Annotated in this window: 18 protein-coding genes; 11 read left to right on the top strand and 7 right to left on the bottom strand. The window is 42.2% G+C overall.

The annotated features are described in order from the left end of the window. Positions 1–98: 98 nt before the first annotated feature. The gene (gene trhA / locus FXF62_RS01795) at positions 99–746 is read right to left on the bottom strand and encodes a PAQR family membrane homeostasis protein TrhA (protein ID WP_149517424.1); all 648 of its coding nucleotides are present in this window, start codon (positions 744–746) and stop codon (positions 99–101) included. Then, complete coding sequence (locus FXF62_RS01790; protein WP_037617158.1) at positions 730–1,191, bottom strand: DUF1836 domain-containing protein; 462 nt, start codon at positions 1,189–1,191, stop codon at positions 730–732. The genes trhA and FXF62_RS01790 overlap by 17 nt, the downstream gene beginning before the upstream one ends. A 156-nt stretch (positions 1,192–1,347) precedes the next feature. Between FXF62_RS01790 and yaaA the strand changes: the two genes are divergently transcribed. Then, on the top strand, positions 1,348–2,076 hold the full coding sequence (gene yaaA, locus FXF62_RS01785; RefSeq protein WP_149517423.1) for a peroxide stress protein YaaA: 729 nt from the start codon (positions 1,348–1,350) through the stop codon (positions 2,074–2,076). A gap of 279 nt (positions 2,077–2,355) precedes the next feature. Here yaaA and FXF62_RS01780 read toward each other — a convergent pair whose 3' ends face one another. The 4 genes from FXF62_RS01780 to coaA form a co-directional block, all read right to left on the bottom strand. Further along, positions 2,356–3,084: a TraX family protein gene (locus FXF62_RS01780; protein ID WP_149517422.1), complete on the bottom strand. Its 729-nt coding sequence runs from the start codon at positions 3,082–3,084 to the stop codon at positions 2,356–2,358. A 265-nt stretch (positions 3,085–3,349) separates the two neighbouring features. After that, complete coding sequence (locus FXF62_RS01775) at positions 3,350–3,868, bottom strand: DNA topology modulation protein (protein WP_149517421.1); 519 nt, start codon at positions 3,866–3,868, stop codon at positions 3,350–3,352. A 65-nt stretch (positions 3,869–3,933) separates the two neighbouring features. Next, entirely contained in the window at positions 3,934–4,170 is a 237-nt protein-coding gene (rpsT, locus tag FXF62_RS01770; protein ID WP_001274000.1) for a 30S ribosomal protein S20, read from the bottom strand. A gap of 70 nt (positions 4,171–4,240) precedes the next feature. After that, positions 4,241–5,161, bottom strand: a complete 921-nt coding sequence (coaA, locus tag FXF62_RS01765; RefSeq protein ID WP_149517420.1) for a type I pantothenate kinase — start codon at positions 5,159–5,161, stop codon at positions 4,241–4,243. 93 nt (positions 5,162–5,254) lie between these two features. Between coaA and FXF62_RS01760 the strand changes: the two genes are divergently transcribed. From FXF62_RS01760 to FXF62_RS01725, 8 genes are all read left to right on the top strand, one after another. Continuing rightward, positions 5,255–5,842 carry a class I SAM-dependent methyltransferase gene (locus FXF62_RS01760; protein WP_149517419.1) on the top strand — a complete coding sequence of 196 codons (588 nt, stop codon included), beginning with the start codon at positions 5,255–5,257 and terminating at the stop codon, positions 5,840–5,842. Positions 5,843–5,844: 2 nt separating this feature from the next. Continuing rightward, positions 5,845–7,122, top strand: a complete 1,278-nt coding sequence (locus FXF62_RS01755; protein ID WP_149517418.1) for a pyrimidine-nucleoside phosphorylase — start codon at positions 5,845–5,847, stop codon at positions 7,120–7,122. 17 nt (positions 7,123–7,139) lie between these two features. Then, positions 7,140–7,802, top strand: coding sequence for a deoxyribose-phosphate aldolase (gene deoC / locus FXF62_RS01750; RefSeq protein WP_149517417.1), 663 nt, complete (start codon positions 7,140–7,142; stop codon positions 7,800–7,802). Next, entirely contained in the window at positions 7,789–8,178 is a 390-nt protein-coding gene (locus FXF62_RS01745; RefSeq protein WP_149517416.1) for a cytidine deaminase, read from the top strand. The genes deoC and FXF62_RS01745 overlap by 14 nt, the downstream gene beginning before the upstream one ends. A 71-nt stretch (positions 8,179–8,249) precedes the next feature. After that, the gene (locus FXF62_RS01740; RefSeq protein WP_149517415.1) at positions 8,250–9,305 is read left to right on the top strand and encodes a BMP family lipoprotein; all 1,056 of its coding nucleotides are present in this window, start codon (positions 8,250–8,252) and stop codon (positions 9,303–9,305) included. A gap of 136 nt (positions 9,306–9,441) precedes the next feature. Beyond that, positions 9,442–10,956 (top strand): ABC transporter ATP-binding protein, encoded by a 1,515-nt coding sequence (locus tag FXF62_RS01735; RefSeq protein WP_149517414.1) that lies wholly within the window; start codon positions 9,442–9,444, stop codon positions 10,954–10,956. Between the two features lie 13 nt (positions 10,957–10,969). After that, on the top strand, positions 10,970–12,064 hold the full coding sequence (locus tag FXF62_RS01730; RefSeq protein ID WP_149517413.1) for an ABC transporter permease: 1,095 nt from the start codon (positions 10,970–10,972) through the stop codon (positions 12,062–12,064). A 1-nt stretch (position 12,065) separates the two neighbouring features. After that, positions 12,066–13,022, top strand: coding sequence for an ABC transporter permease (locus tag FXF62_RS01725; RefSeq protein ID WP_015604787.1), 957 nt, complete (start codon positions 12,066–12,068; stop codon positions 13,020–13,022). A 256-nt stretch (positions 13,023–13,278) separates the two neighbouring features. Here the strand turns inward: FXF62_RS01725 and FXF62_RS01715 are convergent, their stop codons facing one another. Next, entirely contained in the window at positions 13,279–14,211 is a 933-nt protein-coding gene (locus FXF62_RS01715; RefSeq protein ID WP_149517412.1) for a polysaccharide deacetylase family protein, read from the bottom strand. A gap of 132 nt (positions 14,212–14,343) precedes the next feature. Here FXF62_RS01715 and FXF62_RS01710 point away from each other — a divergent pair, with 132 nt between their 5' ends. Beyond that, a complete protein-coding gene (locus tag FXF62_RS01710) occupies positions 14,344–15,630 on the top strand; it encodes a homoserine dehydrogenase (RefSeq protein WP_149517411.1) in 1,287 nt (428 codons plus the stop codon). 1 nt (position 15,631) lies between these two features. Further along, entirely contained in the window at positions 15,632–16,498 is an 867-nt protein-coding gene (gene thrB, locus FXF62_RS01705) for a homoserine kinase (RefSeq protein ID WP_149517410.1), read from the top strand. Positions 16,499–16,565: the final 67 nt, after the last annotated feature.

Genomic DNA, 16,565 nt, shown 5'->3' with positions numbered 1-16,565 from the left:
ACTAGGCTGATTTCATCAGCTTTTACAGTCCTACTCAACTGTACGGAGGTGAGACGACGAAATCGAATTCTAACGAATTACCGATTTCTGTCCCACTCTCACATGAAATAAACAATAGCCAAGTACTGGAGAGCAGAGGCAGCTAGGATGAAGAGATGCCAAATCATGTGGAAGTAGGGCTTCTTTTTAGCATAAAAACCAGCGCCGACTGTGTAACAAAGACCGCCTGCTAGCATCAGTCCCCAAAATATTGGCCCAGTCTGTCCGATAATTTGCGGGATGATAAAGATCACCAGCCAACCCATAATTAGATAAAGGGCCAGACTGAATTTCTCATTGACTTTTTTTGCAAAGATTTTGTAGAGAATGCCGAAGATAGTCGTGCCCCACTGAATCGTGATAATCAGATAGCCCCGCCAGTCATTCATGAGCGAAAGGACGACGGGAGTATAGCTACCCGCGATGGCAATGTAGATCATGGAGTGATCAATAATCCGCAGGATATATTTGTGGGTCGAGCCATAGGACATGGAGTGGTAAATAGTGGAGGAGAGAAACATGAGGAAAAGGCTGATGACAAAGATCGAAGTACCGATAGCAGAGACTAGGCCATGCCCTTCATAGCTGTAAACGGCAGAAATCGGAAGGAGAATCAGCATCAAAACAGCTCCGACGGCATGGGTAACAGCATTGGCAATTTCCTCTCCAAAAGAGAGCTTTTTACTGAGTTTAAGCGCGTAGTTCATCGTTATTTTCCTCCTTTTTGGGCACTTGGATAAAGGCTAGGGTTTGCTGGTAGAGCTTGACGGTCTGACAGGCACTGGCAATGATGGGCGTCACTTCAAGTTTCTGTCCATTCATGTAATCTACAAAGTCATTGTAAAGCTTTTCAGACTGGGTTTGGGCATTCAGCATATCCAAAGTAGTTGCAATATCCTGAATAGAAAAAACAGTTTTTAAGCTTGTAATGGCAATCAAACGGGCAACTTGTTGGCGATTGTATTTTTTCTTTAAGGGTTTATCAAGATAGGCATGTTTAACATAGTTATTGATCATTGATGCGGTCAGTCCCTTGTCCGAAGCGGTGAAAGCAGGCTTGCAGACGTTATTGACATAGAGCAGGACTTGGTCCAAATATAGATCAAGATCAGGCAATTCATCCCATCTTGGAAAAAGAATTGTTGTTTCCAAATTTCAATCTCTCTTATATCTAGTCTTGATAACTAGATAATATCATTTTTAAAAAATAAAGTCAAGAAGAAATCCAATTAGTCAAAAATTTGCTATAATCATGAGTAAGGAAAACAGGAAAAATGGACTCAGGATCCAAGATGAGAAAGGAAAAATATGAAAATTTTAATTCCGACTGCTAAAGAAATGAATGAGGAACAGAGTTCGCTGGGGCGCTCCCAGTTGACGCCTAAAAGCGCAATCATAATAGAAGAGTTGTTGCAATTCTCAGCCAAGGAGCTGGAAAAATTATACAAAATCAGTCCGCAAATGGCTGAAATAGAATACCAGCGGATTCAAAATCTGAGCAAGAATGAAGCAGAGACTTATCCAGCATTGTACTTATTTGACGGGCTCATGTATCGTAATATCAAGCGAAAAGATTGGACACAAGAGGAGAAATCCTACATTCAAGAGCATTTGCTGTTAACGTCTAGTCTATATGGGGTCATTCCTGCCCTTAGTCCGATTGCTCCCCATCGGCTGGACTTTTTGGTGGGGCTGAAGCCAAATGGTCAAACGCTGAAAAAATTTTGGCGGGAAGATTATACTAAAATGGTAGCGGATGAAGATATGCTGCTTTCGCTCTTGTCTAGTGAGTTTGAGGATGTTTTTGACAAAGCGGTCAGAGAGAAGATGCTTCGTTTTAAATTCTTAGAGGAAAAGGCTGGCAAACTCAAAAGTCATTCTACCATTTCCAAAAAGGCTCGTGGGCAGTTACTGACTGCTTTGATGGAAACCCAAGTCGATAATCTTGAGCAAATAAAACAGCTCTCTTTTGCTGGTTTTGCTTATCGAGCAGATCTTTCAGATGATAAAGAATTAGTTTTTGTAAAAGAAGAATAAGAAAAGGAGGCTGGGACAAAAGTTCGACCTCAAATATGGAAAGCGAACAAAACTAGTTTTCTGGTAATCAGAATTCTGCTTTGTTCGCTTTTCGCATTTAATTATAGATTTGAAGGGCTTAATAATTAAGATTTTTAAAAATTGAAATATTTTTGTCCCAAACTCTTTTTTGTAGCAAAGAGACTATTGTCCCAGACTCTTTTACTCTATTATTTAGACTTACCAAAAGAAAAATTAACTTAACAGGTATTCTACTGCAACTTTTAATACATTCATTAACTACATTAGAAATAAGAGAAAGGCAATTCGAAACAGAGACAGGGCGAGCAAATGAAGGGGATAAAACCAGTAAAATACTTTTCCAATATTGGCCCCTTTTTGACCGTTGTAGAAAGAGGTCACGAGGAGAAACAGAAGACAAGTGGCAGCCAGATCAGCCAGACCATCATAGGAGAAATTGAAGGCCAAAATTAGGATTTGCACACTGTTCAGTGCCAAGACACCGCCAATTTTTCGGAAGATTGGGTCTTTAATCTTTGCAAAGGAATAGATACCAAAAACTCCTCCCGTCAGTCCGCCGTCAGCGATAATGGACAGAGTAAAACAGAGTAGAATAATTAGAACTTTTCTCCAGGTTGCTGTTTGCTGATCACTGTAATAAAGAGCACAGAACCCCAAAAAGAGAGTAACAACCGTATTTTGCATGATAAAGCCAAGACCAGTAACCCAGCCCATCAGAGAGAAAGGGATGATACTGATAAGAGCCAGCAGCCCCAATCGTCTCATATACTTGCTCACATCATGACTGTGCCGATAGCCTTCCGCAATACAAAAGGCAAAGACTGGAAAAGCCAGGCGGCCTATTATGTGCATACTATTGGCCAGCCAGTTAGGAGAGAGAATATTCATATTGGTAGCCAGTGGAAAAGATACCCAGGCGATATGGTCAATCAGCATGGCAAGCATAGCAAACAGTTTCAAACTGCTATTGTCAATCATTTTTTTCATAGGATACTCCTTTTTCCTTTCCTATGATAAAAGAAAGAGGTTCTTCTTTCCATTTCTCTAGCTTACATTTCTCTCATTTTTCTTACAATTTTGTAAGTTGGAATTTCACCTTTTTACCTCTTCGATGAATACTTCTGATTTTTTCTTGACAAATAAGACTGAACGAGGCTGGGACAAAAAGATTTTGATTTTTAGACAAAAAAGTGAACAAGACAGAATTCTGAGTGTCAGATAACTCCGTTTTGTTCGCTTTTTATATTTAAGGTTAGACTTTTGTCCCAGATTCTTTTACATAGTCTGATAATTGCTTTTGATTCTGCAATTCGATAAATTTTTCAGGATAGGTCTGACGAACCTTTTGATAGAGATTTTTAGTCTCTTTTGTCCGACCATCCCAAAGGATCCAGCGGATAAATTCCCAATCCAGTCTTTCGGTACAGCCAGATGCCATACTCTCTCGTACTTGATTGCGATATTTTAGATAGCGTTTGAAGGCGCGATAGAGGCAGTTCAAGCGAGAAAAGTTCATAAAGATAATCTGATCAGCCTGAGCCATTCTTTCCTCAAAGTAGGCAAAAGGGTAGTTGCCATCAATGACCCAGGATTGTTCTAGCTTGAGGTAATCCGCTAAATCATCCTTGACTTGGTCTTGACTACGAGTCTGCCAGTTTTCTTCAAACCGAATCGTGTCCAGATGAAGGACGGGAATATGGTGGAAGTGGCCTAACTGCTGGGCCAAGGTTGACTTGCCAGAGCCGGAGTAGCCGATGATAGCAATCTTCATATAAATTCTCCTTTATAATGAACAACAAAAAAAGCTCCGTGGAGCTCCTTTGTATGCGCGATGCATTATTTAGCAAGTTTAGCTGAAAGACGTGCTTTATCGCGGCTTGCTTTGTTTTTGTGGATCAAACCTTTTGTTTCTGCTTTATCGATAGCTGAGCTAGCAGCACGGAAAAGTTCTTCAGACGGGTTTGCTTCAAATGCTTTGATTGCAGTACGCATAGCTGATTTTTGAGCTGAGTTTTTTTCGTTTTGTTTAACGTTCAATTCAGCGCGTTTGATAGCTGACTTAATGTTTGCCAAGTTATTCACCTCCATTGAAAATACTAACTATCTAATTATATATGAAAAGTTGTGATTTGACAAGTCTAAATTATTTTTTTAGATAGATTTCATCAATTTCATGATTTTTAGCCTTATGCAAAATCACTTCGGCCCTGTTACGTGTTGGCTCGATATAGTCTATCAGATTTACCAGATTGATTGTTTCCCAGATATTATGGGCAAGTGCCATGACTTCTTCTTCGGGCTGGGTTGTAAAGCGATGGTAGTAGTTGTCCGTGTCGTGCTTGGCTAGTGCCAATAATTTTTTAAAGCGATCCAGATACCAAGACTCGATATTTTTGACTTCGGCATCTACATAGATAGAGAAGTCGAAGAAGTCAGTCATATAAAGGCGTTCATTTTGCGGATTTTGGAAAACGTTGATACCTTCTACGATGACAAAGTCAGCTGCCTTAATTTCCTGCTTTTCATTTGGGACAATATCATAAATTTCGTGCGAGTAGACAGGAATTTTATAGTTTTGACCATTTTTGATGCGGTCTAAGAAATCCAGCAAAAGTTCCATATTATAGCTTTCAGGGAAGCCCTTGCGATTTAAAATGTCTGATTCAATCAAAGTTTTATTGGGATAGAGGAAGCCATCGGTCGTCACCAATTCAACGGTTGCATTTGTGAAAGTTCGTGACAGAAGGATTTGCAGCAGGCGACTAATCGTTGATTTTCCAACGGCAACACTACCAGAAACTCCGATAATAAAAGGTTGTCTTTTACTTTCTTTTTGCAGAAAAATACCTTTTGAAAAGGCGAGATCCTCTTTGGAACGTTTGTAAATTTGGATAAGATTGGTCAGAGGCAGATAGACGTCCGTTACATCCTGCAGGCTGATTTCGTCATTGAAACTCTTGATAGAATTGAGTTCGGACTCGGTGAGCGGTGGATTTTTTTTACGGTGCAGATTCTGCCAAGTGTGGCGGCTGATTTTTTCAAAATGAAGAAATTCGTTGGTCATAAGTTACTCCTATATGATGGATTTTAGTATAACATACTTTTTGAGAAATGAGAACGATTTACAAATCTAGAAAATTTATGATAAAATGGTTTTATGACTAAAATGTATTTTGCAGAAAATCCGGATGCCAAACATGACATTCATGAATTGAAAGTGGAACTATTAGGACAACAGATGACCTTTTTAACGGATGCTGGTGTCTTTAGCAAAAAAATGATTGATTATGGCAGTCGAGTTTTGTTGTCTGCCTTGGAATTTAACAAAAAAGAAACATTGCTGGATGTCGGTTGCGGTTATGGAACACTGGGCTTGACTCTGGCTAAAGCGCAAGGGTTGGAGGTCACTCTCGTGGATATCAATCAGCGAGCGCTCGATTTGGCTAGAAAAAATGCGGATGCGAACCAAGTATCTGCAGATATTTTTCAGTCCAATATTTATGAACATGTGACCGGACAATTTCATCATATTATCAGCAATCCACCGATTCGGGCCGGTAAGCAGGTGGTGCATGAAGTTATTTCAGGTAGCTATGAACACTTGTTAGCGGATGGGGATTTGACGATTGTTATCCAAAAGAAACAAGGAGCTCCCAGTGCTAAAGCTAAGATGGAAGAAGTGTTTGGCAACTGCGAGACTCTCAAGAAGGATAAAGGCTATTATATCCTAAGGAGTGTGAAATAAAGATGCGGGCAGTTGATATTATTCAAAAGAAGCGAGATGGACTAGAATTGTCCAGTCAGGAGATTGAATGGCTGATTGAAGGGTATGTAGCTGGAACAGTGCCAGATTACCAGATGTCAGCCTTTGCTATGGCTGTTTACTTTAAAGGAATGACTACTAGAGAAATTTCTGATTTGACCATGGCCATGGTGGGGACAGGCCAGCAGTTTGATTTGTCAGCCATTTCAGGGATTAAGGTCGACAAGCATTCGACTGGTGGAGTGGGAGATAAGGTTACCTTAATCTTAGCTCCTCTAGTAGCTAGTTTTGGAGTACCCGTTGCTAAGATGAGCGGACGAGGCTTGGGGCATACGGGTGGTACCATAGACAAGCTCGAGTCTGTCAAAGGCTACCAGGTAGAGCGCAGTCAGGAAGACTTCATCAAGCAGGTTCAGGATATTGGTGTATCCGTCATCGGTCAGTCAGACCAGCTGGTCAAGGCAGACAAGCTTCTCTATGCCCTGCGTGATGTGACGGCTACAGTTGATACGATTCCTTTGATTGCCAGCTCGGTTATGAGCAAGAAAATCGCCGCTGGTGCAGACAGCATTTTGCTAGATGTGACCGTTGGTGAGGGTGCCTTTATGAAAAATCTAGAGGATGCCCGTGTCCTAGCCCGTACTATGGTAGACTTGGGTAAGGCAGTCGGACGCAGAACGGTTGCAGTTATTACGGATATGAGTCAGCCTTTAGGTACTAGCATTGGCAATCGTTTGGAAATCTTAGAAGCACTGGAAATTCTTCAAGGACAAGGACGCGAGGATATTACGGACTTTATCTGTGAGCTCGCTCAAATCATGCTTGATTTGGCTAATGTCGAGAAATCAGTTTCTGAAATCAGAGAACATTTGACAAACGGAGCAGCTTTGAAAAAATTTGAAGAGATGATTGCGGCTCAAGGTGGTGACCTAGAGGACTTGTATCGACCATCCCAAGCGGCTTATGTGGCCGAAGTGAGAGCAGAGCAATCTGGTCGTATCACAGAGCTTCCAGCCATGGAATTTGGTTTGTTTGTAATGAGGTTAGGCGCAGGACGAGCAGTCAAATCTGACGAACTAGATTATGAAACTGGAATAGTGTTCGAAAAGAAGGTTGGAGAAACAGTCGAAATTGGGGAAATTGTTGCAAAAATATACGCAAATGAAAAAATTTCTCAAGAACTAGTTACAGAATTCCAAAAAAATGTTAAAATAGGTAGTGAAAGCGTTGCAGCAAGCGAAATTATCGAAATTATCGCTTAATTCTAGGAGAATCAAACATGAAACTAAACAAATACATTGATCATACGCTTTTGAAACCTGATGCAAGCCAGGAGCAGATTGAAACCTTAATTGAGGAAGCAAAGAAATACGACTTTGCGAGTGTCTGTGTCAATCCGACTTGGGTAAGTTTTGCTGCACAATCACTGAAAGGGACAGATGTTAAGGTCTGTACGGTCATTGGTTTTCCTCTGGGAGCGAATACTCCGGAGCTCAAGGCTTTTGAAACGAGTGATGCCATCCGAAACGGAGCGAATGAAATCGATATGGTCATCAATATCGGTGCGCTAAAGTCTCAAAATTTTGACTTAGTCGAAAAAGATATTCGGGCTGTTGTCGAAGCTGCCAAAGGAACCTTGGTTAAGGTCATTATTGAAACCTGCCTCTTGACAGATGATGAGAAAGTGAAAGCTTGCCAAATTGCTCAGAAAGCTGGTGCGGATTTTGTCAAGACATCTACAGGCTTTTCAACCGGCGGTGCAACCGTTAGGGATGTAGCTTTGATGCGCAAGACAGTCGGGCCAGATATGGGAGTCAAGGCTTCCGGTGGTGCTCGTTCTTACGAAGATGCTCTAGCCTTTATAGAGGCTGGTGCTACTCGCATTGGAGCATCCTCTGGTGTGGCAATTATGGAGGGAGACGTGGCCGATGGCGACTACTGAGTTGATTGATTTAGCTGTCGAAACCACAAAGAATGCCTATGTCCCTTATTCCCATTTCCCTGTCGGAGCTGTTTTAGTAGCCAAAAATGGGGCAGTCTTCACAGGTGTCAATGTCGAAAATGCTAGTTTTGGCTTGACCAATTGTGCAGAACGAACGGCCATTTTTAAGGCTGTTTCTGAAGGCTTTGTAGACTTTGAGGAATTAATTGTTTACGGAGAAACGGAAAAACCGATCTCCCCGTGTGGTGCCTGCCGCCAAGTAATGGCAGAGTTTTTTAATCAGGATTTACCAGTGACCTTGGTCGCTAAAGATAAATCGACGGTCGTGATGACGGTCAAGGAGTTACTTCCATACTCTTTTACAGACTTAACTTGAGTCTGTTGCTGGTCAACTGACCAAAATTAAACTCGCAACTAAGTTGCACATCTTATATAGGAGGTTCAGAAATGAACAAGAAACAATGGCTAGGTCTTGGTCTAGTGTCTATCGCGGCAATCGGACTTGCTGCATGTGGGAATCGCGCGTCTAAATCAGATAGCTCTGATGCTAAAACTGATTTAAAAGCTGCTATCGTAACTGATACTGGTGGTGTAGATGATAAATCATTTAACCAGTCAGCTTGGGAAGGTATCCAAGCTTGGGGTAAAGAAAACGGTCTGTCTAAAGACAATGGCTACACTTACTACCAATCTAACGATGAGTCACAATACGCGAACAACCTAAACCAAGCTGCTACGGATGGTTATAACCTAGTATTTGGTATCGGTTTTGCCCTTCGTAATGCCGTTGAATCTGCAGCAAAAGACAATGCAGAGATTAACTACGTTATCGTCGATGATGTGATTGAAGGTCAAAAGAACGTTACTTCAGCTGTCTTTGCGGATAATGAAGCTGCTTACCTTGCAGGTGTTGCAGCTGCAAAAACTACTAAGACAAAACAAGTTGGTTTCGTAGGTGGTATAGAAAGCGCAGTTATCACACGTTTTGAAAAAGGTTTTGAAGCCGGTGTGAAATCAGTTGACCCATCTATCAAGATTCAAGTAGACTATGCTGGCTCATTCGGTGATGCTGCTAAAGGTAAGACAATTGCTGCTGCTCAATATGCTGCAGGTGCAGATGTGGTTTACCAAGTTGCTGGTGGAACTGGTGCAGGTGTCTTCTCTGAAGCAAAAGACTTGAACGAGAAGAAAAATGAAGATGAAAAAGTTTGGGTACTTGGTGTTGACCGTGACCAAACTGAAGAAGGTAAATACAAGTCTAAGGATGGTAAAGAGTCTAACTTTGTTTTGGCATCAAGCTTGAAACAAGTTGGTAAGACTGTCAAAGACATCGCTAATCAAACTGCTAAAGGTAAATTCCCAGGTGGTAAAACAGTAACCTTTGGTTTGAAAGACGGCGGTGTTGATTTGACAACAACTAATCTTTCTGAAGATGCTAAAAAAGCTGTTGAAGAAGTGAAAGCTAAAATCCTTGACGGTAGCATCACAGTTCCTGATAAATAATTGAATGCTGAGCGATCCGACCTACTTGGGTCGCTCATTTTTCAATTCTGACGCCTTTACATCGATTAGGCCTACTAGGATACGAGTCCGAGGAGGTTTGATCGACATAAAATGAAATTCTGGAAAGGAAAGAGCCATGACACATGAAAATGTCATTGAAATGCGAGAAATTACCAAAATTTTTGGTGAATTTGTAGCCAATGATAAAATCAATTTGCAACTCCGAAAAGGTGAAATTCACGCCCTTTTAGGAGAAAATGGTGCCGGGAAATCAACCTTGATGAATATGTTGGCCGGCCTGCTTGAGCCGACTAGTGGTGAGATTGTAGTCAATGGAAAGCCTGTTAAGCTGGACTCTCCATCAAAGGCAGCCTCACTTGGTATCGGAATGGTGCATCAGCACTTTATGCTCGTGGAAGCCTTCACTGTTGCTGAAAATATCATCCTCGGAAGTGAGCTTACAAAAAATGGTATCTTAGACTTGAAACGCGCTACGCAAGAAATTAAGCGTTTGTCTAAGAAATATGGCTTGTCGGTTGATCCATCTGCCAAGATTGAGGACATTTCGGTCGGAGCTCAACAGCGTGTTGAGATTTTAAAGACACTTTACCGTGGCGCAGACATTCTCATCTTTGACGAACCGACGGCTGTTTTGACGCCAGCTGAGATTGATGAATTGATGAAAATTATGAAAAACTTGGTCAAGGAAGGTAAGTCTATCATTCTCATTACCCATAAGCTGGATGAAATTCGTGCAGTTTCTGACCGCGTAACGGTTATTCGTCGCGGAAAATCCATTGAAACGGTTGAAATTGCGGGTGCAACCAACCAAGATTTGGCTGAAATGATGGTAGGACGTGCCGTTTCCTTTAAGACTGAGAAAAAGCCGGCTAATCCACAAGAAACGGTCCTTTCAATCAAGAATCTTGTTGTTGAAGAAAATCGTGGTGTTCCAGCTGTTAAAGGACTTTCTCTGGATGTTCGTGCAGGTGAGATTGTTGGGATTGCAGGAATTGATGGAAATGGTCAGACTGAGTTGATTCAAGCCATTACAGGACTTAGAAAAGTAAGCTCAGGCGATATTTTGATTAAGAACGAGTCTGTGATCGGTAAGAAACCACGTCAGATTACTGAGATGAAGGTCAGTCACGTACCTGAAGACCGCCATCGTGATGGTTTGGTGCTGGAGATGTCCATTTCTGAAAATATCGCTTTGCAGACCTACTATAAGGAGCCGCTCAGCAAAAACGGCATCTTGAACTACAATAATATTTACTCTTACGCGTGCAATCTGATGAACGAGTTTGACGTGCGGGCAGCTAGCGAGTATGTACCTGCTTCAGCTCTCTCAGGAGGAAACCAGCAGAAGGCTATCATTGCTCGGGAAGTGGATCGTGATCCAGATTTGTTGATTGTTAGCCAGCCAACTCGTGGACTTGATGTCGGAGCAATTGAGTACATCCATAAACGCTTGATTGAGGAGCGTACTCAGGGCAAGGCAGTTCTTGTTGTCAGCTTTGAGCTAGATGAAATACTCAATCTTTCTGACAGAATCGCCGTTATCCATGATGGCAAGATTCAAGGAATTGTGACTCCAGAGAATACCAATAAGCAAGAACTTGGTATTCTCATGGCTGGTGGTAAGATTTAGAAGGGAGATTCAAATGTCTAAAAAAACACAGCAGATCGCAGTTCCCTTAATCTCAGTTCTTTTAGGGATTTTATTGGGAGCGATTGTCATGGCTATCTTTGGCTATGATGCCATCTGGGGATATGAATCCCTCTTTAAAACGGCATTCGGTTCTTTGAGAAGTTTGGGTGAAATTTCTCGGGCGATGGGACCTCTAGTTCTCATTGGTTTGGGTTTTGCCGTTGCTAGTCGGGCCGGATTTTTCAATGTCGGACTTCCGGGCCAAGCCTTGGCTGGCTGGATTCTAGCTGGTTGGTTTGCCCTTTCCTTCCCTGACTTACCTCGTCCACTGATGTTGCTAGCAACTGTAGTGATTGCAGCAGTAGCTGGTGGGATTATTGGTGCTATTCCAGGGGTTCTGCGTGCCTATTTAGGAACGAGTGAAGTCATCGTTACCATTATGATGAACTATATCGTCCTCTTCGTTGGAAATGCTTTTATACGCAGTTTTCCAAAGGCTGTAATGCAAAGTGTTGACTCTAGTAAACGTGTCGGTGCTAATGCGATTTATCAAACAGAATGGTTGAGAAGTCTGACAGCCAACTCTCGGATGAATATCGGTATTTTCTTTGCCTTGATTGCAGTCGTACTAATCTGGTATATGTTGAAGAAAACAACGCTTGGTTTTGAAATCCGTGCTGTAGGTCTTAACCCAAATGCATCTGAGTATGCAGGTATGTCTTCTAAACGAACCATTATCTTGTCCATGATTATTTCTGGCGCTCTTGCAGGACTTGGAGGAGTAGTAGAAGGACTTGGAACTTATCAGAATGTCTTTGTTCAAGGAAGTTCCTTGAGTGTTGGTTTCAATGGTATGGCGGTAAGTCTCTTGGCTGCCAACTCTCCAATTGGAATCCTCTTTGCAGCCTTCCTCTTTGCGGTTCTGAGTGTTGGTGCACCAGGTATGAACGTGGCTCAGATTCCGACAGAATTGGTCAATATTGTAACAGCTTCTATCATCTTCTTTGTCAGCGCCCATTACCTGATTGAGCGTTTGACTGGTAAGGCAATCTTTGAATTGTTTAAAAATAATAAGCAAGAAGCTGACAAAGTGAAGGGAGGAAACTAGGATGAGTATTGTAACGATATTAGGTTTATTGGTATCATCTATGCTGATTTATGCGGCTCCCTTGATTTTTACAAGTATTGGTGGAGCTTATTCAGAGCATGCTGGAGTCGTTAACGTCGGCTTGGAAGGTATCATGGTAATGGGAGCATTTACAGGCGTTCTCTTTAACCTGACTTTCGAAAGTAGTTTTGGCAGCTTGACTCCATGGCTCTCCTTGATTGCTGCTGGTTTAGTCGGAGTGCTCTTCTCCCTTATCCATGCTGTAGCAACCATTAACTTCCGCGCAGACCACGTTGTCAGTGGTACGGTTCTAAACTTGCTAGCACCAGCCTTGGCAGTCTTTCTTGTAAAAGCTATCTATAACAAGGGACAAACAGACAATATTCAGCGTTCATTTGGTAAATTTGATTTTCCTATTTTGTCTGATATTCCAGTCATAGGAGAAATTTTCTTCAAACACACAAGTTTGATGGGATATTTGGCCGTTGCCTTCTCTTTCCTCGCTTGGTTTATCATGTTTAAGACAAAATTCGGACTTCGTCTTCGCTCAGTCGGAGAGCATCCGCAGGCAGCAGATACACTTGGAATCAATGTTTACCTCATGCGTTATTGCGGTGTCATGATTTCTGGTTTGCTCGGCGGTATTGGTGGAGCTATTTATGCCCAGTCAATCTCTGTTAACTTTGCTGTGACTACTATCGTAGGTCCAGGTTTCATCGCTTTGGCAGCCATGATTTTTGGTAAATGGAGTCCTATCGGCGCTATGTTGGCAAGTCTCTTCTTTGGAGCTTCTCAAAGTTTGGCCGTAATCGGAAACCAGTTGCCTCTTCTTTCAAAAGTGCCAACAGTTTATCTGCAAATTGCGCCATATGTCTTGACGATTGTGGTTCTTGCAGCCTTCTTTGGTAAAGCTGTTGCTCCGAAAGCAGACGGTATCAACTATATCAAGTCTAAATAACCTTTTACGAGGCTGGGACAAAAGTCCTAGCCTCTCAATTGTCTTTGGATTGTCGAGCAAGACGCAGTGGTTGAGTGGGCTCTACTACGCTGATTTCATCAGCTTTTACAGCCCTACTCAACTGCGCGGAGGTGGGACGACGAAATCGAATTCTAACGAATTACCGATTTCTGTCCCACTCTCGTTTTTTGTGATTAGAAGAAGTTGCTATCGGAAATAGAAAAAGCCTGCTTCGTCTGAAGCAAGCTTTCTAAGATTAATTTGTAGCGATTTCGTTTAATAGATCTTCTGCAGTAGTAGTTGGGTTCACTCGAACACGATTGAGTGAGAGTAATCCGTCTGCAAGTGAAGCAAGACCGTGGTTGGTCGTCAATCCCATCTTGTAGCCCAAACTTTCAGCAATCTGCAAGGTCGCATCACTATAACGACCAGATGGGTAGGCAACAGTTGTCGTCTTCTGTGATAGATTGTCATCTAAAAAGGCTTTAGAATCAGCTAGTTCAAGGTTTTGTTGAGCAACAGTAGCAGTTGAAAGATCAGGGTGGTTGACAGTGTGATCTTCAAAGGACATACCCTTTTCCTTCATTTCCTTTATCTCATCTAGCGTCAGCATATCTTCACGGCCAGCTTGGACAAAGCCAGTGATGACATTATTGGTAGCCTTCATCTGATATTTTTGCAGTAGCGGGAAGGCATTGGTGTAAAAGTCTTTCAAACTGTCATCAAAGGTTAGCCAGACCACTTTTTTATTTTTAGGTAGAACATTCTCTGTCAAAGCTTTGTAAGCTTCGTCTGGGGTTAACGTATAATAACCAGCTTCTTTCAGAGCTTGCAAATGACTTTCAAAGGTGGTTGGATCTACAATCAAACCAGCATTGGCTGCCTCAGAGGGATCCATTACATGGATCGCATGGTACATCAAAATTGGAATCTTAACAGGTTCGTCCTGTTTTACCCATTTAATTTTTGAAGTTTCTTCATTTGTCGCACTAGTGTCAGGCTTGGAGCTGGATTGCACCGTCTGGTTGCCTGCAGAGGATTGTTTGCTAGGAGAGAACTGAGTCTTCCAAAGATAGATTCCTCCCACGATTAGGGCAAGGAGCAAGAAAAGATTGATAATAGAAAAAAGGAATGCCTTTTTCTTAGCTTTATGTCTTTGCATGCGTCTTCCAATGTGTTTATCGGTCATGGTATCTCCTTTTAATCTCATGAGTTTAAAATTTTTACTTACATTATAACAAATATACAAATAGATTTGTAGGAATTTCTATATATTTTTGTTATAATGTTTTTTATATAAGAAATATTCAAGGAGTCCCTCATGTCTATTAAAATTGCTTTACTTGGTTTTGGAACAGTTGCTAGTGGTGTTCCTTTCTTACTGAAAGAGAACGGAGAAAAGATTGTTCAGGCTGCCCATTCTGAGATTGAAGTCGCAAAAGTATTGGTCAAGGATGATGCTGAAAAAGAACGTCTTTTGGTAGCTGGAAATGACTACAACTTTGTGACCAATGTGGATGAAATCTTAAATGACGGCGAAATTGCGATTGTAGTGGAGCTGATGGGACGGATTGAACCAGCTAAAACCTTTATCACACGTGCACTTGAAGCAGGTAAGCATGTGGTGACAGCCAACAAAGACTTGCTGGCAGTTCATGGTTCTGAATTGTTAGACATTGCTAAGAAAAATGGCGTTGCTCTCTACTATGAAGCTGCTGTTGCCGGCGGTATTCCAATTTTGCGCACCTTGGTTAATTCATTGGCATCTGACAAGATTACTCGCGTTTTGGGTGTGGTCAATGGAACATCTAACTTCATGATGACCAAGATGGTAGAAGAAGGTTGGTCTTACGAGGATGCTCTTGCGGAAGCGCAACGTTTAGGATTTGCTGAAAGCGACCCGACTAACGACGTTGATGGAATTGACGCAGCTTATAAAATGGTCATCCTCAGTCAATTTGCTTTCGGTATGAACATCAAGTTTGAAGATGTCGGTCACCAAGGCATTCGTAACATCACGCCAGAAGACGTCGCAGTTGCTCAGGACTTAGGCTATGTGGTGAAATTGGTTGGCTCAATTGAGGAAACACCATCAGGAATCGCTGCGGAAGTAACACCGACTTTCTTGCCAAAAGCGCATCCGCTAGCTAGCGTAAACGGAGTAATGAATGCGGTCTTTGTCGAGTCAATCGGTATTGGAGAATCCATGTATTACGGTCCAGGTGCAGGTCAAAAGCCAACTGCGACCAGTGTCGTTGCAGATATCGTCCGTATTGTCCGTCGCTTAAATGAAGGCACGATTGGCAAAGCTTTCAATGAATTTAGCCGCGAGCTTGTCTTGGCTAAGCCTGAGGATGTTAAGAGCAACTATTATTTCTCTATCTTGGCTCCAGATGCCAAGGGTCAAGTCTTGCATTTGGCTGAAATCTTCAATGCTGAGGAAGTTTCCTTCAAGCAAATTCTGCAAGAAGGTACGGATGGTGAAACAGCTCGTGTAGTCATCATCACGCATGCTGTCAGCAAGACTCAGCTAGAAAATGTCGTTGCCAAGCTCCGTGAGGTACCAGAGTTCGAATTGCTCAATACCTTTAAAGTATTAGGAGAATAAGATGAAAATTATTGTACCAGCAACCAGTGCCAATATCGGACCTGGTTTTGACTCAGTTGGTGTCGCAGTCTCCAAATATTTAGAAATCGAAGTCTTGGAAGAAAGTCAGGAGTGGGTTATTGAGCATGACCTAAATCCTCGAATTCCGACTGATAAACGTAATTTGCTAATCAAGATTGCCCTGCAATTAGCCCCAGACCTTCAGCCTCATCGCTTAAAAATGACCAGCGATGTTCCTTTGGCTCGTGGTCTTGGCTCTTCTAGCTCCGTTATTGTTGCTGGGATTGAACTGGCCAATCAGTTAGCAAATCTGAACTTATCGGATCATGAAAAGCTAAAAATTGCGACAAAAATCGAAGGCCATCCTGACAATGTGGCACCAGCAATTTATGGGAATCTAGTGGTAGCAAGCTCTTTCCAAAATCAAGTTTCAGCTGTTGTGTCAGATTTTCCAGAGGCTAGCTTCATCGCTTTCATTCCCAATTATGAGTTGAGAACAGTTGAAAGTCGCCGTGTCTTGCCCAACCGCCTTTCATACAAGGAAGCTGTTGCCGCAAGTTCCGTAGCCAATGTCGCTGTTGCCGCGCTTTTAAAGGGCGATATGAAAACAGCTGGTCGTGCTATCGAATCTGATCGTTTCCATGAGAGATATCGTCAGCCGCTTATCAAAGAATTTTCTGACATCAAATTCTTGGCCAGAAAACAGGGTGCCTTTGCGACTTATATCTCTGGAGCTGGGCCGACTGTTATGGTTTTGGCTCCGAAAGACAGGGCTGAGCAGATTTATCAGCAAATCAAGGAACAAGGTTTTGATGGGGAAGTCTTCCAGTTGCAAGTCGATACTCAGGGTGTAAGAGTAGAAAAATAAAGAAAGTTTGAGGATGACGACCTTGTGGACGCAGTGTTGGTCTACAATCTTCGTTCTCCTCTTTCTT

Source organism: Streptococcus cristatus (genome assembly GCF_008369405.1).
Lineage (GTDB): Bacteria > Bacillota > Bacilli > Lactobacillales > Streptococcaceae > Streptococcus > Streptococcus cristatus_G.
Note: the sequence above shows the minus strand (reverse complement) of the source record. Positions and strands in the feature narration are given on the sequence as shown.